Source organism: Banduia mediterranea (assembly GCF_031846245.1).
GTDB lineage: Bacteria > Pseudomonadota > Gammaproteobacteria > Nevskiales > Nevskiaceae > Banduia > Banduia mediterranea.
The window spans coordinates 1-24435 of record NZ_JAVRIC010000019.1 but is presented as its reverse complement, the minus strand read 5'-3'; the positions used below and the strand labels follow the sequence as shown (position 1 = coordinate 24435).

Here is a 24435-nt window from a genome sequence, read left to right as displayed (position 1 = left end):
ACTCTCTCTAATTCTCATCTCGACCCATTTTCGGGGATATCGAATGCACTTCAGGACTTTGCTGCTGTCCGCCGGCTTGTGTGCTGCCGCGTCGCACGCGGCCATCGCCAGCGCGGCACTGCCGAACTATGACGCTTCCTTGATCGGCGCGTCCGCGCCTGCCGCAAGCGCACAGCGCCTTCAGCGCGCGCTGCTCGGCGTGCGCAATCGTGGCGGTTATCGCAGTGAAATCGATGCCCAGCTGGGCACGCCGTCGTTCCTGTGGGCGCCGCTGGGTGCCGCACCGGTCGCGGTCGGCCCGCTCAGGGCAACCGCTTTGCCGGAATCCCGTGCTCGTGCGCTGCTGTATCGACAGGCTTCCCTGCTGGGACTCAGCCGCGACAACATCGACGCGGCGGAGCTGATTGACACCAGCGATCGCGGCACTGGCCCGGTGATCGTGCGCTTCCGCCAGCGCATCGCCGGCACCGAGGTGTTCAACCGCCGTATCAGCGTGATGATGGATCGAGAGGGGCGGCCGGTGGCCACCTCCGGATACTTCGCACCGGATGTCGATATCGATGCCGTGGCGACGAAGCGCGGCTCTCTGGACGCTGCGCACGCCATCGCCAGCGCGGTGCGCGATCTCGGCAGCAGCCTGTCACTGGGCTCGCTGGTACAGACGGCCAGCCGCGGTGATTACAGCCTGTTCTCGATTCCGGCGCTGGCGGACGGCCTGCGGCTCACGCGCGCACCACGCAGCAAACCGGTGTGGTTCGCGAAAGCCGGCGAACTGGTCCCGGCGTTCTATCTGGAAGTGATTGGCGAAAACGCGCAGGGGCGCGGCCAATTCGGCTATGGTTATGTGGTGTCAGCCGACACCGGCGCTGTTCTGTTTCGCAACAATCTCATCGCCAACGACTTCAGCTATACCGCCTTCGCCGACAGCGGCGGCGACTTCCGTCCGTACGATGGGCCGTTGGGCAACGAGTATCTGCCGACCCCGGCGAAGCCGGGCGACGTCCTGCCGCGTGTCAGTGCACCGCAGCAGAACGTGGTTCTGAGCAGCACGCTGCCCGAGGGTGTCGATCCCTGGCTGCCCGAAGGTGCCACCACCACCGAGGGCAACAATACGCTGGCTTATCTGGACCTGGCCGCGCCGGACGGCTACAACGCGGGCAGTGATGTGCTCGGCATGACCACCTCGGATGGCATGTTCGACTATCCGATCGGTGCCGACGAGGACCCGTCCGGTGACGACGTTCAGCAGGCGGCGATCGTCAACCTGTTCTACGTCAACAACTGGCTGCACGATCTGTTTTACCAGTATGGTTTCGATGAGGCCTCGGGCAACGCGCAGACCGACAACTACGGTCGTGGAGGCGCCGATGGCGATCCGGTCGAGGCCGAGGGCCAGGACAATTCCGGCCGCAACAACGCCAACATGCTGACGCCGGCCGACGGCAGCTCGCCGCGCATGCAGATGTACCTGTTCGACGGCCCGATCGCCGGCACCGTGGCGGTGACCGCGCCGGACTCGCTGGCGGCTCAACTGCCGGACATCAAGTTCACCGGCGCGTCGTTCGGGCCGAACACCTTTGATGTCGGCGGTGAAGTCGAACTCGCCAACGACCTGGCGGCCGATGCCACCGACGGCTGCCTCGGCGTGGACGTGCCGATTACCGGCACCACGGTGCCAGCGCCGCCGCAGTTGTCGCTGCTGGGCAAGATCGCGCTGATCGACCGCGGAAACTGCAGCTTCACCACCAAGGAACAGTTCGCCACGCTGTCCGGCGCGACCGCCATGGTCGTGGTCAATAGCGGCGACGGCGCGCCGATCACCATGGGCAACGCTGATCTGCCGATCAACATCGGTGGTATCTCCACCGATCCGCTCTACATCCTGCCGGCGATCATGATCTCCAAGGCCGATGGCCAGAAGATCAAGGACGCGCTGGCGGCCGGCGAGACCGTGAGCATGAGCCTGGTGCGCGACCCCGCCATCGACGAGGACGGCACGCTCGACAATCTGGTGATCTCTCACGAGTTCTTCCACTACGTCAGCAACCGCTTGGTCAACGACGGCTCCGGCCTCAGCAACAATCAGGGCGGCGGCATGGGCGAGGGCTGGAGCGACGTTTCCTCCCTGCTGCTGGCGGTGCGTGAGGAAGACGCGATGCCGTCGTTGCTGGCCGGGGCGTTCCCCACCGGCTTCTACGTGATTCCGGACTACTACTTCGGTATCCGTCGCGCGCCGTATTCGACCGACTTCACCAAGAACTGCCTGAGCTTCAAGCACATCGAAAACGGTGTGGCGCTGCCCACCGATCAGTGCCAGGTCTCGTTCGGTGAAGACGGTGCCAGCAACTCCGAGGTCCACAACACCGGTGAAGTTTGGGCCAACATGCTGTGGGAAGTCTACGTCGCGCTACTCGACAAGCACGGTTACGCCGAAGGCCGCTCGCGCATGATTTCCTACGTACTCAACGGCCTGAAGATGACGCCGACCTCGCCGACTTTCACCGAGGCTCGCAATGGTATTCTGGCCGTGGCGCTGGCGACCGATGCCGGGGACTACGCCCTGGTGGCAAGAGCCTTCGCCAAGCGCGGCATCGGCGTGGACGCGGTGTCGCCGGACCGCAACGACAGCGACAACGCCGGTGTGGTGGAAAGCTACGTCGCACTGGCGGCCAGTGCGCCGCAGCTCGTGGTGTCGGCGAACGACTGCGACGGCGACGGCGTGCTCGACGCCGGCGAAGCCGCAACTCTGGCGGTCTCGCTGGTCAACAACGGTGCCTACGAAGCCGGCAGCACGGTGGAGGTCGAGCTTTCCACCACCGCCGCCGGACTGACGCTGGACGCGGCGAACGTGGAACTCACCGTCGGCGCCGTGGGCGAGACGGCGACGGCCGAAATCGGCGCCAGCCTCGATGATTCGGTCAGCGGCCAAGTGGCGCTGCCAATCACTCTGAACCTGCTGGCACCGGATTCGACCGACGAGTCGATCCGCTATCCGGAACCGGTTCAAACCAGCATTCCGGCCAACTACGACGTGGCGCGCACCGCCGCCAGCGATGACTTCGAGAACCCGCTGTTGTCGGCGCCGGACTGGACGCAGGACAGCATCGGCACCAGCGAGCAGTGGGCGCTGGTGAACGAAAGCGAACTGCTGGATTCCGGCTACGTCTGGTTCGCGCCGGACAAGGACTCCACCACGCAGCTGTCCTTGATCACGCCAAGCTTCCAGGTGCCGGAGGACGGTGAGTTCTCGATCGCCTGGCGGCACTACTACTCGTTCGAAACCGTGCTGCCGCTGCTGAGCAGCGGTTACGACGGCGGTGTCGTCGATGTCAGCATCGATGGCGGCGAGTGGCAGGACGCGCTGGATGCCGGCGGCAGCTTCACCGAGGCCGGCTATACCGGCGGCGTGCAGGCGCTCGACGGGCGTCAGGGCTTCACCGGCAGCAATGCCAGCCTGCTGGGTTCCGCCCGCCTGTCCGATGAAGGGCTGGACTTCGGCACTCGCCTCGCCGGGCACAGCGTGCGGCTGCGCTTCACCGTCGCCAGCGACGAACTCGTTGGCGACTACGGCTGGGCCATCGATGAGGTTTCGGTCAGCGGTGCGGCGGAGCCGCCGTTCCTGTCCGTCAGCGACGAAGACGGGGTCTGCAACGATACCGGCGGCGACACTGGTGGAGACACGGGTGGAGATACCGGCGGCGACACTGGTGGAGACACGGGTGGAGATACCGGCGGCGACACTGGTGGAGACACGGGTGGAGATACCGGCGGCGACACTGGTGGAGACACGGGTGGAGATACCGGCGGCGACACCGGTGGAGACACGGGTGGAGATACCGGCGGCGACACCGGTGGAGACACGGGTGGAGATACCGGCGGCGACACCGGTGGGGACACGGGTGGAGATACCGGCGGCGACACTGGTGGGGACACGGGTGGAGATACCGGCGGCGACACCGGTGGAGACACGGGTGGAGATACCAGCGGCGACACTGGCGGCGATACCGGCGGCGACGATCTGAGCGGCGATTCCGGTGGGGATGACGGCGCGGTCACCGCCGATGGTGATTCCGACGGCGGCGCCATGTCCTGGTTGTGGCTGGGCTTCGCCGCGCTGGCGGCCGGCCTGCGCCGTCGCCGGCCGGGAGCGCGCATCAAGCTGTCGCGCTAGTCGTCTTCCCATGAGAAGAAAACGGGTATGAAGTGTGAGCCGGACCGATGACTGTTCCCTTCTCCCTCCGGGAGAAGGAGAAAGCCGTTCTCGGCGATACCCCTCGCTTCAAGTCGGTGGCTCGCGAGGTTTCAAGTTCCGGGTGGGGAAACGCGGTGGCGCGAAAAGACGCTACCGCGTTTTCTCGTTTGCGCGGCCGGTGACCGCGCCGCTTGGCGTCGAAGGTGGGATGGCCGAAACTATGCGCACTTCCGCGGCCCGCCTCTGTGGTGCGGCCCGGCCAGTCCTCCATCCAGTGCCCGAATGAAACTCAGCGAACCGTTTCGCCAGTCCGCCCTCGAATATCACGAGTTTCCCACCCCAGGGAAACTGTCGGTCACGCCGACCAAGCAACTCGTCAACCAGCGCGATCTGGCGCTGGCGTACTCGCCCGGCGTCGCCGCCGCCTGCGAAGAGATTGTGGAAAATCCGGTCAATGCCTACCGCTACACCGCGCGCGGCAATCTGGTCGCCGTCATCACCAACGGCACCGCCGTGCTCGGACTCGGCAACATCGGCCCGCTCGCGTCCAAGCCGGTGATGGAAGGCAAGGCGGTCCTGTTCAAGAAGTTCGCCGGCATCGATGTCTTCGACATCGAGATCGACCAGCAGGACCCGGACAAGCTGATCGAGATCGTGGCGGCGCTGGAGCCGACCTTCGGCGGCATCAACCTCGAAGACATCAAGGCGCCGGAGTGCTTCTACATCGAGAAGACGCTGCGCGAGCGCATGAAGATTCCGGTGTTTCATGACGACCAGCACGGCACCGCGATCATCGTCGGCGCCGCCGTCACCAACGGTCTCGCCGTGGTCGGCAAGGCCTTTACGGACGTGAAGCTGGTGGTGTCTGGTGCTGGCGCCGCGGCGCTGGCCTGCGTCGAGATGCTGGTCGATCTGGGCATTCGCAAGGAAAACGTGTGGCTCACCGATCTCGCCGGCGTGGTCTATCAGGGCCGCACCGAGTTGATGGACGACAACAAGGCGCAGTACGCGCAGGCCACCGCTGCGCGCAGTCTGGCCGAGGTCATCGACGGCGCCGACATCTTCCTGGGATTGTCCGCTGGCGGCGTGCTCAAGCCGGAGATGCTCAAGGCCATGGCCGCGCAGCCGCTGATCCTGGCGCTGGCCAACCCCACACCGGAAATCCAGCCGGAGCTGGCCAAGGAAGCACGGCCGGATGCCGTGATCGCCACCGGCCGTACCGACTATCCGAATCAGGTCAACAACGTCCTGTGCTTTCCGTTCATTTTTCGTGGCGCGCTGGACGCTGGTGCCACCACCATCACCCGCGAAATGGAAATCGCCTGCGTGCACGCCATTGCCGAACTGGCGCGCCAGGAAGCCAATGACGTAGTCGCCTCGGCCTATGGCATCGAGGACCTGCATTTCGGCCCCGAGTACCTGATCCCCAAGCCCTTCGATCCGCGCCTGATCGTCAAGATCGCGCCGGCGGTGGCGCGCGCGGCAATGGAGTCCGGTGTGGCCGCACGCCCGATCGCGGATTTCGACGCCTACATCGAACGCCTGCAGCAGTTCGTGCACCACAGCGGCACGATGATGAAGCCGGTGATTGCGGCCGCCCGCAAGGTCAAGCCCGAGTCCAAGCGCGTGATCCTGGCCGAAGGCGAGGAAGAGCGCATGCTGCGCGCCTGCCAGGTACTGGCGGACGACCAGATCGCCGTGCCGGTGCTGGTCGGCCGCCCCGCCGTGATCGAGCAGCGCATCCAGCGTTTCGGCCTGCGTTTGCGTGCAGGCGAGCACTACAGCGTGGTCAATCCGGAATTCGATCCGCGCTACCGCGAGTACTGGCAGTCCTACTACGAGCTGATGAAGCGTAGTGGCGTCACCCCGCAATACGCCAAGCTGGAGATGCGGCGGCGTACCACGCTGATCGCAGCGATGCTGCTGGCCAAGGGCGAGGGCGACGCCATGCTCTGCGGCACCATCAGCAACACCGCGCGCCATCTGCAGTACATAGACCGCGTGATCGGAAAGCGCGAGGGGTGCAAGGTCTACGGCGCAATGAACGCGCTGATTCTGCCGAACCGGCAGGTGTTCATTGTCGATACCCACGTCAACGACGATCCCACGGCCGAAGAACTGGCCGAAATCACCGTCATGGCGGCCGAAATGGTGCGCCGCTTCGGCACCGAACCGCGTGTGGCCCTGGTTTCGCATTCCAACTTCGGCACCTCCAACGCGCCGTCCGCGGTCAAGATGCGCGACACCCTGGCGCTGCTGCGCGAGCGTGCACCGGAGATCGAAGTCGACGGTGAAATGCACGGCGACTGTGCCTTGGACGGCAGCATCCGCAAGGCCGTGCTCGGCGATTCCACGCTCAGCGGTGATGCCAATCTGCTGGTGATGCCGAATCTGGACGCGGCCAATATCGCCTACAACCTGCTCAAGACTTCCGCCGGCAACAATGTGGCGATCGGACCGATCCTGCTGGGCTGCGCGGCGCCGGTGCACATCCTCACGCCTTCGGCGACGGTGCGGCGCATCGTCAACATGGCGGCGGTCGCCGTGGTCGAGGCCAATGTCGGCCGCGTGGCCGCCTGAAGCTGTCCGGAAGTCGCGTGAGCCAAGGCAGTGTCGAACCGGTCCGTCTCGACAAATGGCTGTGGGCCGCTCGCTTCTTTCGCACGCGCAGCCTCGCCAAGCAAGCCGTCGAGAACGGCAAGGTGCTCTATAACGGCGAGCGTCCCAAGGTCAGCCGCGTGGTGCAGATCGGTGCCAGCTTGCGGGTCGCCCAGGGTGACGATCGTGTCGAGATCCGCGTGCTGGGCCTTTCCGATCGTCGCGGCGGTGCACCGGAGGCGAGGCTGCTGTACGAGGAGACGGCGCAAAGCGTGGAGCAGCGCGCCGTTGCAGCGGCACAGCGGCGCGCCAATGTGCCGGTGTCCACGGAGCGTCCAAGCAAGAAGGAGCGGCGGCTGATCAGCCGCTTCAAGCGGGGCAGCTGAGCGTCGGTGCACGCGGCCAGCTGCGGCCGAATGCGCGCGATCCAAACCGCCGTTTGTCGTTGGCGCGCCCGGTCAATGCTTTCCCTGGAAGGGATCCCGATATTGGCGGAGACGCTCCTGTGCAATCCTTGGCCCGGATGGTTCATAAACCGCCCCACGCGCCCCGCTCGGCACCCTCCGCCAGCTGACCGGCGCTCGACCGAGCCGATTTCTGCGCCAGCCCGATCCAACGAGCCACGCGTGCGACCAGGAGCCGGCCTGGTAGTCGACATCCGCGTACAGACGCGTCGCGGCTGGCTCGGCCTGAGCGAGGCGGCGCGCATCGGCGCAGCGTTGCGCGTGCAGGGCACGGGTCTGCTCCAGTAGCGGTGTGGCCTTGGGTGTCAGCGCCCGGTTGCCCGTGAGTGGGATCCTCCGAGTGATCCATGTCCAGCACGATCACGGCCGGCGGCTTGGCGTCGCTGGCGACGAAGGCATCGATGAAGGCCTGCGCAAGACGGTCAATATCCTAGCGGGTCATCGCGTTCTCCAGACGCGAGAAGCTGGGGCCGGAGGCCAGAGCGTTGTCGGCATCCAGCGGCGCACGCTCGGACACGAGCTTGAAGACCAGGTCGTGGCGCAGGCTGTTGGCATCGTTGCCGTCGACGTAGCCGCAGGCGGTCTGGAAAACGCGCCGGCGCAAGAGATCGTTGAGGCTGTGGTCGACGCAGGAGGCATGCCGTCGATCCTGGATCGCCGACGCCAGCCGGTCGATCAACCCGGTCTGCCGATCCGTGCCATGCAGCAACAGCGGGCCGAAGTCGGTGGACATCGCGCCGCCATCGAAATCGGCGCGCACCGTAAAGCCGGCGATGGAGGGAAAACGCAGCTGGGTCCGGGACTGATTCACTGGCAGTCTCGTCCATGCTTCGTCCGAAGCGTTGTTTGTATAATTAAAGTTATATCAAATGGATAAACGAGACTCACCCACCTTTATGAAAAATTCTGGCTACATCGATCGCGAGATGGATGGCCAATGGCGCGTCGTTGCCACCGACGATGACTGGTGGACGCGCTTCACCTACGTCCGTAACGGCGTCGGTGACGAGGCCGTGGTCGAATGGCAGGTCCCGCGCGGCACCGAACCGGGTACCTACCGGATCCGCTACCAGGGCGTCAGTGGCGATGGGCCTTACAGCGGGACCAGCGACGCTTTCGTGCTCAAGGATTGCCCATGAACCGGATTCGGGCACCCGTTGAGGCGAATCCGGCCCTCTGAACACCGCTGATCGGAGCCGGTGGCCGTTTTATCGGCAGGTGACTGTGCATCGGCGGACATTGGGTCTAGCCTTGCGACACGCTCCATCGGAAGGTTTGCCATGTTTGGTCTCAGCTCGAAAAGGGACACGGATGTCGAAGGCGCTGCGCCGCCGCCCGCGCTGATCACGTTCTGCGCCAGTGCGCTGGGCCGCGAACCGGGGTCTATGGAGGCATTGCACGCCGCAGTCGGGGAAGATCAGCGCTGCGATGTGCTGTTCGATGATCAACTGGCTCAGGTGCCGCTGCGCTCCAACTATGTGCTGAGCCTGTTCATCGAGCCGTCGCGGCTCGATGCACTGGCGGACCGCGTCATCGCGGCGCGTCAGGGTGGCGCAGCGACCGTGCTGATCATCGCCATCCGGGGCGACCAGCTTTCGGCGCTCGGGGCCTGGCTGCATCGCCGCGCCAGTGAAGACCGGCTGGAGGGTGTGCGCTTGATTCTCGCCGCCAATCCGGATGCCGTGGCGCAACAGCTGCCGGCGCGCATGCAGCCGGTGCCGGAATCCAATGTCATTCGCATGCCGGTCACCTCCGAGGTCGAAACCCCGGAATTCAAGAATTTCTTCGTGTTCAGCCAGGAACTGCAGGCGCTGGTGGCCCGCATCCGTGGCTACGCGCAGAACGGGATCAGCCGCACCTATCTGCTCGGCGGTCCCGGCAGCGGCAAGACCACATTGGCCTACTACTACTTCCTGGTGCGCAAGCGCGGCAAGTTCGTGTCCGTGAACCTGGCCGCCGAAAACACCGGAGACAAGGCCGCCGTGAAATCGCTGCTGTGCGGCCATGTTTCGGGTGCATTTCCGGGCGCTGGTGCGCGGACGGGCGCCTTCACCCATGCGCGCGATGGCGTCTGTTTCATCGACGAAAGCCACGGTATGTCCGGCGCCGTCATGGAAACCCTGATGGAGGCGCTGGACAACGGACAATATCTGCCGTTCGGAGCCTCATCCAAGCAGCCTCTGGAATGTGCGTTGCTGTTCGCCACCAACCGGAGCTGGACGCATCTGCAGAACAGCGTGAACCTCGACGAATTCACCCGTCTCGGCGCGGCGACGCTGTCGGTGCCGGAGCTGAACCGGCGCGAGGAGGATATGATCGCCGTCACCGCGACCACGCTGGCCAAGCTCGGTAGCAAGTGCACTTCGTGGAAGGCGCCAGTCGGTCTCAGCGATGAGGCCTGGACGCTGATCCGAGAGTGCCGCTGGCACGGCAATATTCGTGGCCTGGTGCGCACGCTGGAGGCGGCTTTCGTCGAAACCGCGTCCACTGGGGCGGGCGCCCTCATTCCGGACACGGCCATCGCCCAGGGCATCGCCCTGTGGGAGCCGAAGACGCATCACAGCCACCAGATCTACGCAGCCGCCTGAACTGTTCCTCCGGACGCGCCATATCGGCGCACGGTACAGCCTGTACCGAGCCTCCACGAAAGCCTGCGTTCGCATTCGTCGACCGCAGGCTTTCGTGCATCCGTGCAATACGGCCTCTCTCCTAAAAAATCATCAATTATTTCAAATATATGAGAAATATATAGGGAAATCCCCAGGGGCGTGTCATCGAAACGCCACGTGCTGGCATCGGCGTTGCTTAAACACCTGAGACGGAGGCCCCCAGAAGCAAAACCCATAGGGCCCGGAGGAGACAGCCGCTGTACCTGCTTGTCTGACTACGGGAGTGACACAATCGTGGGTTCAACAGATAAAAAAACGGAACCAGGCACCGATCGGCACTGGATGATCATGTTGGTGCTGGGTTTGCTGTCGACGATGTCCGCTGGGGCGCTGGCGCAGGACGAGGACGACAATGCCTCGCTTGGCACCACGACGGTGGTGGGTCAGGGCGTGACACGCTCCACCAGTTCCCTGCTGTTCGACGATATCGAACAGGAAGTTCCGGGGCGGTCGCCGCAATCCTATCTCAACGCTCTGCCGGGCGTGAACGTACAGATGTCGGACCCTTTCGGTACCTACGAGTTCGGTACGTCGATCCGCATCCGTGGCTTTTCGTCCGAGCAGATCGGGGTCACGCTCGACGGTGTTCCATTGGAGACCTCGGATGTGCGCGAAGGCAGTCCGCCGAACCGCTACGTCGAATCCGAAAACCTCGGTGAAATCTCGCTGGCCCAGGGTTCCGGCGACGTATCGATGCCCTCGTATCATGCACTGGGTGGCTCCATCCGCTATTTCTCGGATGACCCGGCGGGCATCTGGGCGGTGCAGACCTCGAGTACCGCAGGCAGCAACGAGCTGATCCGCAACTTCATTCGCCTGGATACGCCGCAGCTGTGGTCCGGCGGTCCAACCGCCTACATTGCCGCCTCGCGTCGCCGCTCGGTGCAACCCGATCTGCACAAGGCCAATATGGAGCGCGATCATGTCGAGGCCAAGTTCAAGCAGGTGCTGGGCATCGGGCACACGCTGACACTGGCCTATCGTTACAACAAGCGTGACGACCACGACATGCCGCAGTATCTGTTGGACGGCACCAATATTTTCCCCTTGCACGAAACCGCCACCGGCGATCCAGAGGAAGACGCGCTCAATATCGAAGGCTGGACCAATGGCCGCACCGACCAGCTGGTGAGCCTCAACGCCGAGTTCCTGCTCACGCCGATGCTGCGCCTGACGCTGGTTCCGTACTACGAGGACAAGGAAGGCTACGGGGTCGGCAGCGTACCGCCGTCGGCGGCGCTGGGCTTGTACAACGACGCCACCAATCCCGATCTCGGTGGCGACCCGGGCCGCGACGACGTATCGCTGCCGGACGAGGACATCGTCGCCAAGCGGCTGGAAAGCATGGGCGGGCACCGCGCCGGTCTGACGGCGGCCCTGCGATGGAGTACCGCGATCAACGACGTCGAAGTCGGCGGTTGGTACGAAGATTACGACTTCTACCAAAGGCGGCCGCTTTACCACATCGTTCCCGGCACCGGCAATTTCGACTACAGCCAGCCGCAGATCATCAACTACTACGACCGTACGTTTAACACCAAGGTCACGCAGTACTACCTGAAGGACACGCTGCGTCTGTTCGATGGCAAGCTCACGCTCGCGGCTGGCACCAAGGGCCTCAAAGTGGAGCGGAAGTTCGCAGGCATTGCCAATACCGATGCCTTCAATCGTGGCCAGTACAGCGAATTCGACGTCAGTGACAAGGACTGGTTCCAGCCGCAGCTCGGCGCGACGCTGGCGCTGACGCCTCAGGAGGAGCTGTTCGTCAACTACGCTGAAAACTTCAGCGCCACGCCGCGCAACGCCCTGGTGGCGGTCACCACCAACGAGAACCTCGAACCTGAAACCTCGCGCAATGTAGACCTGGGTTTGCGCAGCTCGCGCGGCAAGTTCAGCGGCACGGCGTCCTTGTACTACATCGACTACGACGACCGCATCCTGCAACTCACGGTCAATGATCCGTTTCGTGTGGGCGAAGACATCTATCAGAACGTCGGCAGCATCAAAACCTACGGTGCCGAATTCGGACTGATCTGGACCGCCAGCAGCCGCTTGCGCCTAGGTTCCACCCTGACCTTGAACAGCTCCAAGTTCCAGGACAACTACTTCGCCTTTGAAGACGCAGACGGCGATCCGTCGACGCCGGAGACCCAGACCCGCGAGGTCGATGTCGAGGACGAACAGATCCCGGACACGCCCGAAGTCATGTTGTCGCTCGACGCCTCATACGATCTGCCGCATGGCTTTTTCGTCAACGCGGACGCCAAGTACACCGGCGAGCGTTCGGCCTCGACCACGGGGGCTGAGACCGTGGACGGATATACCGTGCTCAATGCCGCGTTCGGTTATCAGGCTGCCGCCTCGGGTCTGCTCGAAGGGCTCAAGCTGACCGTCAATGTCTACAACCTGCTCGACGAGGAATACTGGGGCGTGATCTCCCCGGACGAGAACGTGGGCTATTTCAATTATGGAAACGAGCGCACCGTGTATCTCACGGCGGAGGCCCAATTTTGAGTTCCCGGCCGGAATGTCGTGGTTGTTGCCGCGCAGATGGCATGTTCTGTGTCTGCAGAAAGACGCCATCGGCTTCGTGACGTATGACTGAGCACTTCGGGGGCAAGCACATGTTGGGGCTACGTTTCACACAGCAAGGCCGGCGAGCCGCGGCGATTGCCGCATTCGGCCTGCTCGGTGCCATCGGGGAGGCACAGGCCGCCGACCTCGACCAGAAAATGCAGGTCTGCGGAGCCTGCCACGCGACCGGAGCCGGAGGCGCTCCCAAGTACGGTCGCGAGGCCGAGTGGGCGCCCCGCCTTGAAAAGGGGATGCCGGCGCTGCTGGAAAGCGTCCGCAACGGAGTGCCGGGCACCTTGATGCCCGGCGGGCTTTGCGGCGACTGCAGCGACGCAGAAATCGAAGCGCTGGTTCAGCGCATGAGTCAGACCCAGAACTGAGGAGCCGCCAAATGGCCGAATCAATCGGAGCGGCGTGGACGCGCCGCGATTTCCTGAGCCGTCTCGGCGCCGTCGCGGGCAGCTCAAAATTGTATGGTGCAATGACGGCCTTGGGACTGGTGGCCGTTCCGCCGGCCTATGCCGGTCCGCCTCGTTTGCCAGCGGGTTCGGGCAAGGGCAAGAAGGTCATCATCGTCGGTTCCGGCATCGGCGGCCTGGTCAGCGCCTACGAACTGGGCAAGGCCGGTTATGACTGCATGATCCTCGAAGCGACGGCGCATGTCGGCGGACGCAACAAGACCGCGCGCCACGGCGACAAACTGGTGGAGTACGACAGCGAGCAACTCTGCGAGTTTGATGACGACCCCCATCTCTACATGAACTGTGGGCCGGCGCGTTTGCCGTATCACCACCAGGGCATTTTGACTTACTGCCGCGAATTGGGCGTGGCCCTGGAGCCGTTCGTCAACGACAACCGGGCTGCCTGGGTTCACAGCAAGAAGGCCTTCGGGGGCAAACCGGTGCGTGCGCAGCGCATGATCACCGACGCCCGAGGCGGCATCGCCGAGCTATTGGCCAAGGCGATCAGCACTGACGCGCTGGATCAGCCGTTTTCGGGCGAGGACAAGGAGCGGATGCTGGCCTTCATGCACCAGTTCGGTGACCTCGATGATCAGCTCAAGTACACGGGCTCGCCCCGGGCCGGATTCACCAATGGCGAGGCCATGCTCGAGCCCGGAATTCCACACGAACCGTATTCGCTGCATCAGCTGCTGGAGTCCGACTACTGGCAGTTCAAGATGGAGTTCGCCGAAATGTGGGACATGGCGGCCACGATGATGCAGCCCGTGGGCGGCATGGACATGATCGTGCGTGGCTTCGTCGCCAAGCTCGATGGCGTGATTCGTACCGGAGTGCCGGTGACCGGCATCTTCAACGAGGACGACAAGGTCCGGGTGCGCTTCAAGGATCCGGATGGCGGGGAACGCGAACTCAGCGCGGATTTCTGTATCGACGGCGCGCCGGCCTACGTCGCTGCCGGCATCGACAACAATTTTTCGGACCGCTATCGCGCGGCACTCAAGGCGGTCGAACCGGGACACCTGTGCAAGATCGGCTTCCAGACCAGTCGCCGATTCTGGGAGGAGGACGACCACATCTACGGCGGCATTTCCTGGACCGAGCAGGACATCCTCCAGATCTGGTATCCGCCGCACGGTTTCCACCAGAAGAAGGGCGTGATCCTCGGTGCCTACACCTTCGGCCCCGAGGTCGGCAAGAAATTCGCCGCGCTCAATCCCGGCGCGCGTCTGGCGCTCGCCATGGAGCAGGGCGAAAAACTGCATCCCGGCTACAGCAAGATGATCGACAACGGCATCAGCGTGTGCTGGTCGAAAGTGCCATACCTGTTCGGTTGTGCACCGGAATGGTCGGACGAGGCCCGCAAGACGCATTATCCGGTGCTGCGTCAGGCCGAAGGGCGGCACTATCTGGTGGGCGATCAGATGAGCTACCACTCGGGCTGGCAGGAAGGGGCCGTGTACTCTGCACACAGCGTGATCGACATGATCCATCGTCGCGTCCACGCCTGAGCGGCGGACGCATTTCGTAAAGGAACCTCGCAATGAACAAGATTCAGTCACTGACCGTGTTCGCCACTGCCGCCTTGCTGTTGGCGGCCTGTTCACCCGGCCCGGCAGACGCCGAGAAATCCGTGGATTCAGGCATGGCGCCCGCGCCGAAGACCGAAGTCAAGCGCTACCCGATTCCGGGTTCGGACTTTCCGATCGCCAACGCCGTTGAAGTGCCGGCCGACACGACGCTGGTGTACCTCAGCGGCAAGACCCCGGCGCCGGCCAAGCCGGATGCCGAGAAGTTCAGCGCCGAGTTCTGGGGCGATACCGAGACCCAAACCGTTTCGGCGCTGACGCGTATTCAGGAAACCCTGGCCGGCATGGGTCTGGACATGGGCGATGTGGTGAAGATGCAGGCCTTTCTGGTCGGCGTTCCGGAGGCCGACGGCATGCTCGACTTCGAGGGTTTCATGGCGGGCTACACCCAGTTCTTCGGTGGCGAGGCGCAGCCGAATCTGCCGGCGCGCACTACCGTGCAGGTTGCGGGTCTGGTGGCACCGGGCATGCTGGTCGAGATCGATGTAATCGCCGCCAAGCCCTGATTGCGAAAGGCATTGGATTTCTCGCGCAAAGACGTGGAGGCGCAAAGGCAAAAGCCAGGAATTAACAGCTTTTATTGGGACTTTCTTTGCATCTTTGCGCGAGACGAAGCCTTGGACCGCCAAACCCTAGTAGTCCTTCCATGAGTAGACTACGGATATGAGGTGCGAGTCGAATTGATGATTGCCACCTTCTCCCGGAGAGAGGGAGAAAATCGTTCTTGGAAATAGCCGCAACAACTGTCAAGTGGGTGGACTACTAGTGCGTATGTCCACTCGCGCCATGCAGGTGCGGGCGGCCGAACAGGGCATGCAGGATCACGCCAGCGACAAAGGCTTCGAACCAGACCCAGTGGCGGGTACCGAGCATCGCTTCCAGCGACAAGCCGATCAGGTAGCCGATCACCGTGCCCACACCCATGGCGATCAGCACGATACTTGCCACGCGATGGCCGAAATCCGGTGCCAGCAGCCACCACACGCCGGCGCCGATCGGCAGGGTATGCAGAACCACGGCGGCCGGCAGGCCCCAACCGTGTGCGGCATCGGCCACCACGGCGCCGTCCGCCAGGGTATGCAGCGTGAGACCGAATACCGCCAGGGCGATTGCGGCCACATGTGCCTGCCGCTGATGGCGTGAGAAAGCGCTTTCCAGCGCATTGGGCCCGAACAGGCCGAGCAGCGCGAACGCCAGACTGGGCAGGCCGCCCTCGCTCCAGGCATGCGGCACGAACTCCAGCAGCACCAGAATCACCACCAGCGCCAGCACCACGCGGTCGGCGATTTCGGCCAGACCGGGGCGCCGTCTCGCCCAGGCGTACAGCACCGGTCCCAGGGCCAAGGCGAACAGGGTGGCAATCAGAAACGGCATCGAAGCGGAGTCCGGTTTTCTTTTTTGAGGCCTTGAACGGGGTTCGGCCTGCGTGCCGAGAATCGGCGGATCGCGAAGGCCGTCACTGGACGGCCGCGAGGGGCTGTTAGGATACGCGTAAGCCCGAGCCGCGCCCATACCTTGGACAAGACCCTGCGTTGGTCGCTTCCCCTGCTGCTGTTGGTGGTCCTTGCTCTGGTCTGGTGGTGGCAGCGACCAGACCGTTACGACTACGCAGCGGCGTTCGAGGATCTCGCACGCCGGCAGCCGCAGGTCGTGTCCGTCCCGGCACTGGTGGGCGCCGATGCCGGGCGCGTGGCGGTGCTGCTGGGCCCGCCGACGCAGTGCGAGCGCAGCGCCTATGGCGAGAACTGTCGCTATCGTACGGCCAATGCCGACATTGCCTTCATCGACGGCAAGGCCGACTGGATCACGCTGTCCGGCTTTGATGACGTCAAGCCCGGCGCCGAGGCGCTGGCCTTGTTGGGGCTGGTGCCGGCGCCGGCGGATTCGCAATCCGATACCGAAATGCGTTGGCAGGACACCCAGGGACTGCGCGAAATCCTGTTGGTCCACAACGCCTCCGAGATTCGGTATGTCCGAATCAAGACGAGCACGCCCTGACGATGACACAGTCTTCAAGCCGCTTCGCTCCGTGGCTGCTGTTGTGCGGTCTGGGTGCCGTGCAGGCGGCGCATGGGCTTGAACTGCGTCGCATTACGCCGGCCGGAAACGATGTCGACGCCGGCCAGCAGATCACCCTGAGTTTCGACCGCGACGTGGTGCCGTTGGGACGCATGGAACGCACGGCAGATGAGGTTCCGGTCACGATCCGCCCGGCCGTACCCTGCGAATGGCGATGGCTGGACCCGAAGGTACTGGCCTGCCAGCTGCCGCGCGACGCGCATCTGCTTTCAGCCACGCGCTACACCGTGGAACTCGGCGCGGACCTCGCAGCCGAGGACGGTACGCGGCTCGCCAGGAGCGTGAGCCATGAATTCGTCACCGCCCGGCCCACGGTGCGCTACGCTTCGTCCGGCGGCTGGGCCTCACCGACGCAGCCGGTGATGCAGGTCCGGTTCTCGCAACCGGTCACGGCCGCTTCGGTGGCGACAAGCCTGCGCTTCGACGATGTGGCGGTGACGGTTGAGCCCAGCCTGTTCGACGCGCGCACGCCGTTCTACACGCCGGATGGTGAGGCGCGTGAGCAATGGTCGGTCTATCCCGAAGCGCCCTTGCAGGCGGACCGCAATTACGCCTTGCGCGTGGTGCCGGGTCTGCGATCGGCGTTCGGTGTCGAAAAAGGTGTCGAAAGCCGTCGCATCACGACGCTGCATACCTTCCCGAACTTCGAATGGCGCGGTTTCAGCTGCACGGTCGACGGCAAGCGCAAGACTTTCGGCCCCGGTGCCCCGGCCCCCGCCTGTGAGCCCTTGTCTCCGATCCGGCTGGAATTCTCGTCGCCGGTGGCGCCGGCCGCGGTCGGCGCGGCGATCACGCTGTCACCCGATCCGCTGGCCGGGCGCGGTGATTTCGATGCCTGGGCGGCGGCCGACGAACGGGTTGAGCTGCGTCGTTATAACCGCGCCGGCGAAACCTATTCGGTGACGCTGCCATACCCGTGGAAGGCGGCGACCCAATACCGGGTGAGCCTGGATGCGAGGCTCAAGGACGGTTTCGATCGCCCGCTGGCGGCGCCGGTCGAATTGAGGCTGCAGACCGGGCACCGCGATCCGGCGCTGCGCCTACAGCATCCACAATCGGTCGTGGAACAGGGCATCGATTCCGAGCTGCCGCTGGTGGTGACCAATCTCGACCGCATCGACATCCACTATGACCGGCTGACGGCCCAGGGGCTAGACACTGCGCAGGCCACGCAACGCGTGATCGAAGGTCCGCGCGACATCGCCTACGCGGTTGAAGCCGGTGTGCGCGATCTGCTCGATGGCCGTTCCGGCGCCTTGCGCGGCAGCTTGCGGACCCGCCCGCAGACCACGCCGCCGGACCGCGACGCGCCGGAATTTTTTGCCGAGGTCACGCCCTGGCAGGTGCACATCAAGCTCGGCCACGACAACGCTCTGGCCTGGGTCAGCGATCTGCAGACCGGCGCTCCGGTGGTGGATGCCAAGGTCGAAATCTATCCGGCGATGTTGGCGAGGTTGGCGCCGGCGGCGAATTCTGCGCCGGCGAGTGCGCAGACCGACGGGCAGGGTCTGGCCTGGCTGCCGGGTACGCGCGAGCTTGATCCCGAGCTTGAGCATCTGGGCTGGAGTGCCGACGAGCCGCTGATGGCGCGGGTCACGCAGGGCGAGGACATCGCCGTGCTGCCGCTGGACTACGATTTCCGGGTTGATGTCTATCGCGCATCGAACTACCAGGTCAGCAGTTGGCAGCGGCGCCGCAATGGCCATCTGCGCGCCTGGGGCACCACAGCGCAGGGCGTCTATCGTGCCGGTGACCGCATTCAGTACAAACTGTACATGCGCGACGCTGCCGGCAGCGGCCTGTCGGCGGCGCCCGAGACGCGCTACGCGCTGCGCGTGTTCGACCCAACCAACAGCGTGGTGCATGAACGCGACACCGTGAGGCTGGATGCCTACGGCGCCGTGCACGGCGAGTTCAAGCTGCCACCGCAGGCCGCGGTGGGCTGGTATCGCTTCGAACTGGAGGCGGGCGAGGGCGAAGCCACGGAGACCTTGCAGCCCCTGCGCGTGCTGGTCTCTGATTTCACGCCGGCCAGCTATCACGTATCGACCGAACTGGCGGCGTCGAGCGCGAAACCGCAGCAGACCCTGGAAGCCCGCCTCAGCGCCAGCCTGCACGGTGGCGGTCCGTATGGCGAAGCGCCAGCGCGCATCACCGCACGCATCACGCCGCAGGCCTTCGAACCCAGAACGCCGCAGACCTTCGGCTTTGAGTTCGACAGTGACGACGGCGCGGCGCGTGACGTGATCGTGCTGCCGACGCGGGAAGGGCGTACCGATGTCAATGGTACCTTCGCCACGCCCTTGGACGTACCGGATGGCGGCATCGCCTACGGACGCCTCGTCACCGAAGCGTCGGTGCGCGATGATCGCGGCCGCAGCATCGCGTCCACCGCCAGCATTCCATACACGGCACGCGACCGCCTGATCGGCCTGCGCTATCGCGGCTGGTTGCTCGACGCCGGCAAGCCAGCCTCGGTGGACTGGCTGGTGGTGGATACAGTCGGCCAACCGGCGGCCGGCTCGCCGAGCTACATCAAGGTGGAGCGCGAGCAGACCAGCGTCGCGCGCGTGCTTGGCCCGGGCAACGCCTATCTACCGCAGTACACCCGCGAGTGGATCGAAGTCGCAGTGTGCAAGGGCCGCTCCGCCGCGACCGCCACCCGCTGCGGTTTCACCCCGGATGAAGCCGGCAGCTACCGCATCACCGCGATGGTGCGTGATACCGAGGACCGTCTGCAGCAGACTCGCTTGTATCTGTACGCGCGCGGTTCGCAATACGTGGTCTGGGAAGAACGGCCGGACCTGTCGCTGGAACTGTCGCCGGAGCAGGCTACGAACGCGGTCGGCGACACCGCGCGCTATCTGGTCAAGAACCCGTATCCCGGCGCGCAGGCGCTGATCAGCGTGGAGCGCTATGGCGTGCTCGACGCCTGGGTGCAGACGCTCGAAGGCAATACGCCGGTGATCGAAATTCCGGTCAAGCCCGACTACCTGCCGGGCGCCTACGTCTCGGTGGTGGTGATGTCGCCGCGGGCGGCGCCGCCGCCCAAGGACGGCCCGGACCTCGGCAAGCCCACGTTCCGCATGGGTTACGCGCAAATGCCGGTGGCCGACCCCTACAAGCGGATCGATGTGCAGGTCACGCCGCAGGCCGAGCGCTATCGACCCGGAGATCGCGTGAACGTCAGTCTGGCCGCGCGGCCGCATCAGGCCGGCGCCGCGCTGGCGCCGGTGCAGTACGCTGTCGCGGTACTCGACGATGCCGTATTCGACCTGATCCAGGGCGGCGAGGACTACTTCGATCCCTATGACGGTCTGCTGCAGCTCGACCCGCTGGATCTCAACAACTACGGATTGCTGACGCGACTGATCGGTCGCCAGAAGATCGAGAAGAAAGGCGCCAGCCCCGGTGGCGATGGAGGTGCCGCGCTGTCGCTGCGATCCGTCGAAAAGTTCGTGGCCTATTGGAACCCGGCGTTGGACGCCGACGCGCTGGGTCAGGCCCATTTCGAATTCGAAGCACCGGACAATCTGACGAACTGGCGTGTGCTGGCCCTGGCGGTCACGGCGCAGGACCGGCTCGGTCTCGGCAGCGGCAAGCTCGCCGTGTCCAAGGACATCGAGCTGCGCCCGGCGATGCCCAACCAGGTGCTGGGCGGCGACCGTTTTCGCGCTGGCTTCACCGTGCTCAATCGTACGCAGGCCACGCGCGAAGTGCCGGTGTCGATCCGTGCCAGTGGCGCCGCGCAGGCGCAGACGCAGGAGATCGTATCGCTGGCGCCGTTCGAGCGGCGCACGGTCTATGTCGATGTCGCGGTCGATACCGACGACAACCGCGCCGGCACGATCGAATTCGAGGCTCAGGCCGGCAGTGGCGATGATGGCGATGCGCTGCGCCACAGCGTGGCGGTGAAGCCGCGCCGTCCCACGTCGACGGCGGCCGACTACGGCCAGCTCGAAGCCGGGAACACCCAGGTGCCGCTGCAGACGCCGGCGCCGATCCTCGGCGGGGAATTCAGCCTGCAACTGTCGCCCAGCGTGCTCGGCAATGTCGATGGCGCCTTCGAATACGTGCGCGACTATCCCTATCTGTGTTGGGAGCAACGCCTTACCAAGGCGGTGATGGCGGCGCATTACCTGCGACTCAAACCGTATCTGGATTTCGAATGGCCGCAGGCCGAACAGCTGATCCGCGACACCCTGGACAACGCGGCCTCGTTCCAGACCGGGGACGGCGGCATGGCGTTCTGGGTGCCGGAAACCCGACACGAAAGCCCTTATCTCAGTGCCTACACCTTGCTGGCTTTCGGCTGGCTCAAGCAGGCCGGCTTCGAAGCGCCGGCCACTGTGCGCGACAAGCTGATCGACTACAACCAAGGCCTGCTCAAGAAGGACTTCGGTTACGGCTCACTGGATGCACGTTCCACCGTGCGCGCCGTCTCGCTGGCCGGACTCAAGGGCTACGGCAAGCTCAGCGCCGCCGATGTGATGCGCTTCGAACCGCAACTGCCGCGCATGAACCTGTTCGGTCAGGCGATGATGTTGCAGGCGGCCACCGGCCTCAATGCGCCGACGGTGCAGCGCGCGCGCGAACTGCTGCTGTCGCGCGCAGACGAAAGCGCCGGCCGTCTGTGGCTGCGAGACGAATCGCCGAACTGGGCAGCGTCGCTGCTGGGCAGCGACAACCGCAGCAACTGCGCCGCGCTGACGGCGCTGGTCGCCAGCGAGGCGACGGACAGCGAACTGCCGTTCAAGCTGGCGCGTGCGGTGACCCAGGCGCGCAAGCGCAGCACGCACTGGTACAACACGCAGGAGAACGTCTGGTGCAGCACCGCGCTGGCTGACTATGCCGAGCGCCACGAGTCCGGCCCGCTGGCGCTGGACATCGCCGCGCAGCTTGGTGACACCGATCTCGGCACGGCGAGGCTGGACGATCGCAAGGCGCCTCCGACTTTGCTGCGCGCGCCGCTGGAAGCGTCCGACGAGCCGCATCGCCGTGATTTGAACATCGATGCCAGCGGTGTAGGGCGAGCCTATTTCGCGGCCCGAATGCGCTATGTCGAACTCGATGAGGCGGTGAAGCGCAGCAATGCCGGCTTCGAGATCCGTCGCCAGTACGCGCGGCGCGACGGCGACAACTGGAAGGTGATGCAGCCGCCGTATCAGCTGAATCGCGGCGATCTGGTGCGCGTCACGGTCAATGTGTCGGTGCCGGCCGCACGGTTCTTCGTGGTGGTGGACGATCCGGTACCGGGCGGCATCGAGCCGGTCAACACCCAGCTGGCGACCGCCTCGGCCGGGGATGCCGCCAGCGATGAGCGCAATGGCTACCCGTACCCGTTCTATCACCGTGAACTGCGCTTCGACGCGGTGCGCCATTACGCGGATACGCTGGCCGCCGGCAGCTACCGACTGCAATGGACCGGCCAGGCGGTCGCCGAGGGCGACTTTGCCGTGGCGCCGCCGCGCGTGGAAGCGATGTACGACCCCGAGGTCTTCGGCACCGATGTCGGCGCAAGGATGATGGTGGGCGCCGGCCCGAAGCAAGGCTTGTGACCCGCAGAAATCCTGTGGTCTATCCGGGCGACGCATTGACCGGTTGAGGAAAGCGTTCCGCAACGTCGGACGGAGGCCGGTTGAAGAGAGTCCCATTTTGGGACTAAGATCGCCGCATGCGTGTGATCGCGCTCAAGACGCTCAAGGACTTCTGGAGCGATTCCCCGGAACATGCGGGCGCCGAGGAACCCACGCTCGCCTGGTATCGGGATGTGCTCAAGGCGGATTGAGAAACTCCGAATCAAATCAAGCGGTACTATGGCAACGTCGGCATCCTCAAGGATGGGTGGGTGGTGTTCAACATCTGAATATCAAGCCCATCAAGACCGAACAGGACTATCGTTCCACCCTCGTGGAAATTGACGGATTGATGCATGCCGAGGCCGGCACGGTCGAAGGCGACCGACTGGACGTTCTGGTGGCGCTGGTCGAGGCCTGTGAGCGCAAACACTATCCGATGGAACTGCCGGACGCGGTCCCCGCCATTGAGTACGGCATGGAACGCGGCGGGCTTAGCGTGCAGGATCTTGCGACGGTGATCGGTCGGCCCAACCGGGTCTACGAAGTGCTTCGCGGTACACGGCCATTGACCCTGCGCATGATTGCCGGTCTGCATGAAGTGTTTGGCATCCCGGCGGAAAGCCTGCTGAAGCAAAAGCGATGAAAGGCTGCGTAATGTGCAGACTGCACTGTTTGTGAGTCTCGCAACGCGCAGGCAACCGATGTGACCAAGTGTGATGAGCGTGCCGCCCCTCCAACCGGAAACCCCGCGATGATCGAACCCAGACCCTTTCAGTGGGATGATCCACTGTCCCTCGAAGACCAGCTCAGCGCCGAGGAGCGTCTGATCCGCGACAGCGCGCGCGCCTATTGCGAGGGTAGCCTGATGCCGCGCGTGCTGGAGTCCTTCCGTCACGAACGCACCGAGGCGGCGATCTTCCGCGAGATGGGCGAACTCGGCCTGCTCGGCATGACGATTCCCCCCGAATACGGCGGCGGCGGTCTCGGCTATGTCAGCTACGGTCTGGTCGCGCGTGAGGTCGAGCGTATCGACTCCGGCTTCCGCTCCATGCTCAGCGTGCAATCCTCGCTGGTGATGGTGCCGATCAACGAGTTCGGCACCGAGGCGCAGAAACGCAAATATCTTCCGAAGCTCGCCACCGGCGAGCTGATCGGCTGCTTCGGCCTCACCGAGCCCGACCACGGTTCCGACCCGGACGGTATGGCCTCACGTGCCCGCAGCGTTGATGGTGGCTACCGGCTCAGTGGCAGAAAGATGTGGATCACCAATTCCCCGATAGCCGACGTCTTCGTGGTCTGGGCCAAGGACGATACCGGCAGGATTCGCGGATTCATCCTCGAAAAGGGCATGGATGGTCTCAGCGCGCCGCCGATCCACGGCAAGGTCGGCCTGCGCACCTCGATCACCGGCGAGATCGTGATGGACGAGGTGTTCGTGCCGGAAGACAACATCTTCCCGGACGTGCGCGGCCTGCGCGGGCCGTTCACCTGCCTCAACTCCGCGCGTTACGGCATCGCCTGGGGCGCGCTCGGCGCCGCCGAATTCTGCTGGCACGCCGCCCGCCAGTACACCCTGGACCGCAAGCAGTTCGGCCGGCCGCTGGCCGCCAACCAGCTCATCCAGAAAAAGCTGGCGGACATGCAGACCGAAATCGCGCTCGGTCTTCAGGCCTGTCTGCGCCTGGGCCGCCTCAAGGACGAAGGCGGCGCCGCGCCCGAGATCACCTCCCTGCTCAAGCGCAATTCCTGCGGCAAGGCGCTGGACATCGCCCGCACCGCGCGCGACATGCACGGCGGCAACGGCATCTCCGACGAATACGGCGTGATCCGTCACCTGGTCAACCTGGAAGTGGTCAACACCTACGAAGGCACCCACGACATTCACGCCCTGATCCTGGGCCGCGCGCAGACCGGCATTGCGGCGTTCTGACAGTCCGGTATTTCCGGGCTGGGTCAAAAAATCGACAAATATCACCTGGGCAGGTGATGCGGCTGCCTCCATTCAGGCGTTAGTCTTAGGAAAACGTCATCGCCGTCCGGGGGTATGCGATGAGTGGTTCCCAACAACGAGGCAATCCACCGAAGTGGTCAAGGTGCAGGTTGTATGCAGCCGCTTCGCAGGATGGGCCGTACAGCGCCGCGCCAGCTTTTGGGCATTGCAGACCTCGCGGACCATGAGCGCATGAATCCAGGGCGCCATGACTTTCAACCGTGTTTGATCGTTCGGCAC

At 64.5% G+C, this 24435-nt stretch carries 16 protein-coding genes and 1 pseudogene; 15 read left to right on the top strand and 2 right to left on the bottom strand.

The genetic code is table 11. The annotated features are described in order from the left end of the window. Positions 1–43 precede the first annotated feature (43 nt). The 4 genes from RM530_RS12850 (at position 44) to RM530_RS19020 (ending at position 7542) form a co-directional block, all read left to right on the top strand. A complete protein-coding gene (locus RM530_RS12850; RefSeq protein ID WP_311365623.1) occupies positions 44–4171 on the top strand; it encodes a M36 family metallopeptidase in 4128 nt (1375 codons plus the stop codon). Positions 4172–4474: 303 nt separating this feature from the next. Continuing rightward, positions 4475–6772, top strand: coding sequence for an NADP-dependent malic enzyme (locus RM530_RS12845; protein ID WP_311365622.1), 2298 nt, complete (start codon positions 4475–4477; stop codon positions 6770–6772). Between the two features lie 17 nt (positions 6773–6789). Beyond that, on the top strand, positions 6790–7176 hold the full coding sequence (locus RM530_RS12840; protein WP_311365620.1) for an RNA-binding S4 domain-containing protein: 387 nt from the start codon (positions 6790–6792) through the stop codon (positions 7174–7176). A gap of 240 nt (positions 7177–7416) precedes the next feature. After that, the gene (locus RM530_RS19020; RefSeq protein WP_432276102.1) at positions 7417–7542 is read left to right on the top strand and encodes a hypothetical protein; all 126 of its coding nucleotides are present in this window, start codon (positions 7417–7419) and stop codon (positions 7540–7542) included. 28 nt (positions 7543–7570) lie between these two features. Here RM530_RS19020 and RM530_RS12835 read toward each other — a convergent pair. Next, positions 7571–8065: pseudogene (locus RM530_RS12835) on the bottom strand (transposase); the annotation flags it as partial. A gap of 85 nt (positions 8066–8150) precedes the next feature. Here RM530_RS12835 and RM530_RS12830 point away from each other — a divergent pair. From RM530_RS12830 to RM530_RS12805, 6 genes are all read left to right on the top strand, one after another. Continuing rightward, entirely contained in the window at positions 8151–8393 is a 243-nt protein-coding gene (locus RM530_RS12830) for a neutral/alkaline non-lysosomal ceramidase C-terminal domain-containing protein (RefSeq protein WP_311365618.1), read from the top strand. A 141-nt stretch (positions 8394–8534) separates the two neighbouring features. After that, positions 8535–9842 (top strand): sigma 54-interacting transcriptional regulator, encoded by a 1308-nt coding sequence (locus RM530_RS12825; protein ID WP_311365617.1) that lies wholly within the window; start codon positions 8535–8537, stop codon positions 9840–9842. Positions 9843–10205: 363 nt separating this feature from the next. Next, positions 10206–12437: a TonB-dependent receptor gene (locus RM530_RS12820; RefSeq protein ID WP_311365616.1), complete on the top strand. Its 2232-nt coding sequence runs from the start codon at positions 10206–10208 to the stop codon at positions 12435–12437. A gap of 83 nt (positions 12438–12520) precedes the next feature. Next, on the top strand, positions 12521–12877 hold the full coding sequence (locus RM530_RS12815) for a c-type cytochrome (RefSeq protein ID WP_311365615.1): 357 nt from the start codon (positions 12521–12523) through the stop codon (positions 12875–12877). An 11-nt stretch (positions 12878–12888) separates the two neighbouring features. Then, entirely contained in the window at positions 12889–14469 is a 1581-nt protein-coding gene (locus RM530_RS12810; protein WP_311365614.1) for a flavin monoamine oxidase family protein, read from the top strand. 32 nt (positions 14470–14501) lie between these two features. Continuing rightward, positions 14502–15053 (top strand): RidA family protein, encoded by a 552-nt coding sequence (locus RM530_RS12805; protein ID WP_311365613.1) that lies wholly within the window; start codon positions 14502–14504, stop codon positions 15051–15053. Positions 15054–15309: 256 nt separating this feature from the next. Here the strand turns inward: RM530_RS12805 and RM530_RS12800 are convergent, their stop codons facing one another. Continuing rightward, positions 15310–15921, bottom strand: a complete 612-nt coding sequence (locus RM530_RS12800; protein WP_311365612.1) for a hypothetical protein — start codon at positions 15919–15921, stop codon at positions 15310–15312. 141 nt (positions 15922–16062) lie between these two features. Here RM530_RS12800 and RM530_RS12795 point away from each other — a divergent pair, with 141 nt between their 5' ends. The 5 genes from RM530_RS12795 to RM530_RS12780 all read left to right on the top strand — a co-directional run bounded on the left by RM530_RS12795 (position 16063) and on the right by RM530_RS12780 (position 24135). After that, positions 16063–16545, top strand: a complete 483-nt coding sequence (locus tag RM530_RS12795; RefSeq protein WP_311365611.1) for a hypothetical protein — start codon at positions 16063–16065, stop codon at positions 16543–16545. A 2-nt stretch (positions 16546–16547) separates the two neighbouring features. After that, the gene (locus tag RM530_RS12790; RefSeq protein ID WP_311365610.1) at positions 16548–22184 is read left to right on the top strand and encodes an alpha-2-macroglobulin family protein; all 5637 of its coding nucleotides are present in this window, start codon (positions 16548–16550) and stop codon (positions 22182–22184) included. Positions 22185–22300: 116 nt separating this feature from the next. Continuing rightward, positions 22301–22414, top strand: coding sequence for a type II toxin-antitoxin system HigB family toxin (locus RM530_RS19140; RefSeq protein WP_489752851.1), 114 nt, complete (start codon positions 22301–22303; stop codon positions 22412–22414). A 74-nt stretch (positions 22415–22488) separates the two neighbouring features. Then, positions 22489–22848, top strand: coding sequence for a helix-turn-helix domain-containing protein (locus RM530_RS12785; RefSeq protein ID WP_349256238.1), 360 nt, complete (start codon positions 22489–22491; stop codon positions 22846–22848). A gap of 108 nt (positions 22849–22956) precedes the next feature. Beyond that, complete coding sequence (locus RM530_RS12780; protein ID WP_311365608.1) at positions 22957–24135, top strand: acyl-CoA dehydrogenase; 1179 nt, start codon at positions 22957–22959, stop codon at positions 24133–24135. Positions 24136–24435 lie beyond the last annotated feature (300 nt).

Coding starts and splice junctions, on each gene's coding strand:
- RM530_RS12845 (WP_311365622.1), top strand. CDS start 4,475: ATGAAACTCAGCGAACCGTTTCGCCAGTCCGCCCTCGAATATCACGAG.
- RM530_RS12830 (WP_311365618.1), top strand. CDS start 8,151: ATGAAAAATTCTGGCTACATCGATCGCGAGATGGATGGCCAATGGCGC.
- RM530_RS19140 (WP_489752851.1), top strand. CDS start 22,301: ATGCGTGTGATCGCGCTCAAGACGCTCAAGGACTTCTGGAGCGATTCC.
- RM530_RS12810 (WP_311365614.1), top strand. CDS start 12,889: ATGGCCGAATCAATCGGAGCGGCGTGGACGCGCCGCGATTTCCTGAGC.
- RM530_RS12815 (WP_311365615.1), top strand. CDS start 12,521: ATGACTGAGCACTTCGGGGGCAAGCACATGTTGGGGCTACGTTTCACA.
- RM530_RS12825 (WP_311365617.1), top strand. CDS start 8,535: ATGTTTGGTCTCAGCTCGAAAAGGGACACGGATGTCGAAGGCGCTGCG.
- RM530_RS12850 (WP_311365623.1), top strand. CDS start 44: ATGCACTTCAGGACTTTGCTGCTGTCCGCCGGCTTGTGTGCTGCCGCG.
- RM530_RS12820 (WP_311365616.1), top strand. CDS start 10,206: ATGATCATGTTGGTGCTGGGTTTGCTGTCGACGATGTCCGCTGGGGCG.
- RM530_RS12805 (WP_311365613.1), top strand. CDS start 14,502: ATGAACAAGATTCAGTCACTGACCGTGTTCGCCACTGCCGCCTTGCTG.
- RM530_RS12790 (WP_311365610.1), top strand. CDS start 16,548: ATGACACAGTCTTCAAGCCGCTTCGCTCCGTGGCTGCTGTTGTGCGGT.
- RM530_RS12780 (WP_311365608.1), top strand. CDS start 22,957: ATGATCGAACCCAGACCCTTTCAGTGGGATGATCCACTGTCCCTCGAA.
- RM530_RS12800 (WP_311365612.1), bottom strand. CDS start 15,921: ATGCCGTTTCTGATTGCCACCCTGTTCGCCTTGGCCCTGGGACCGGTG.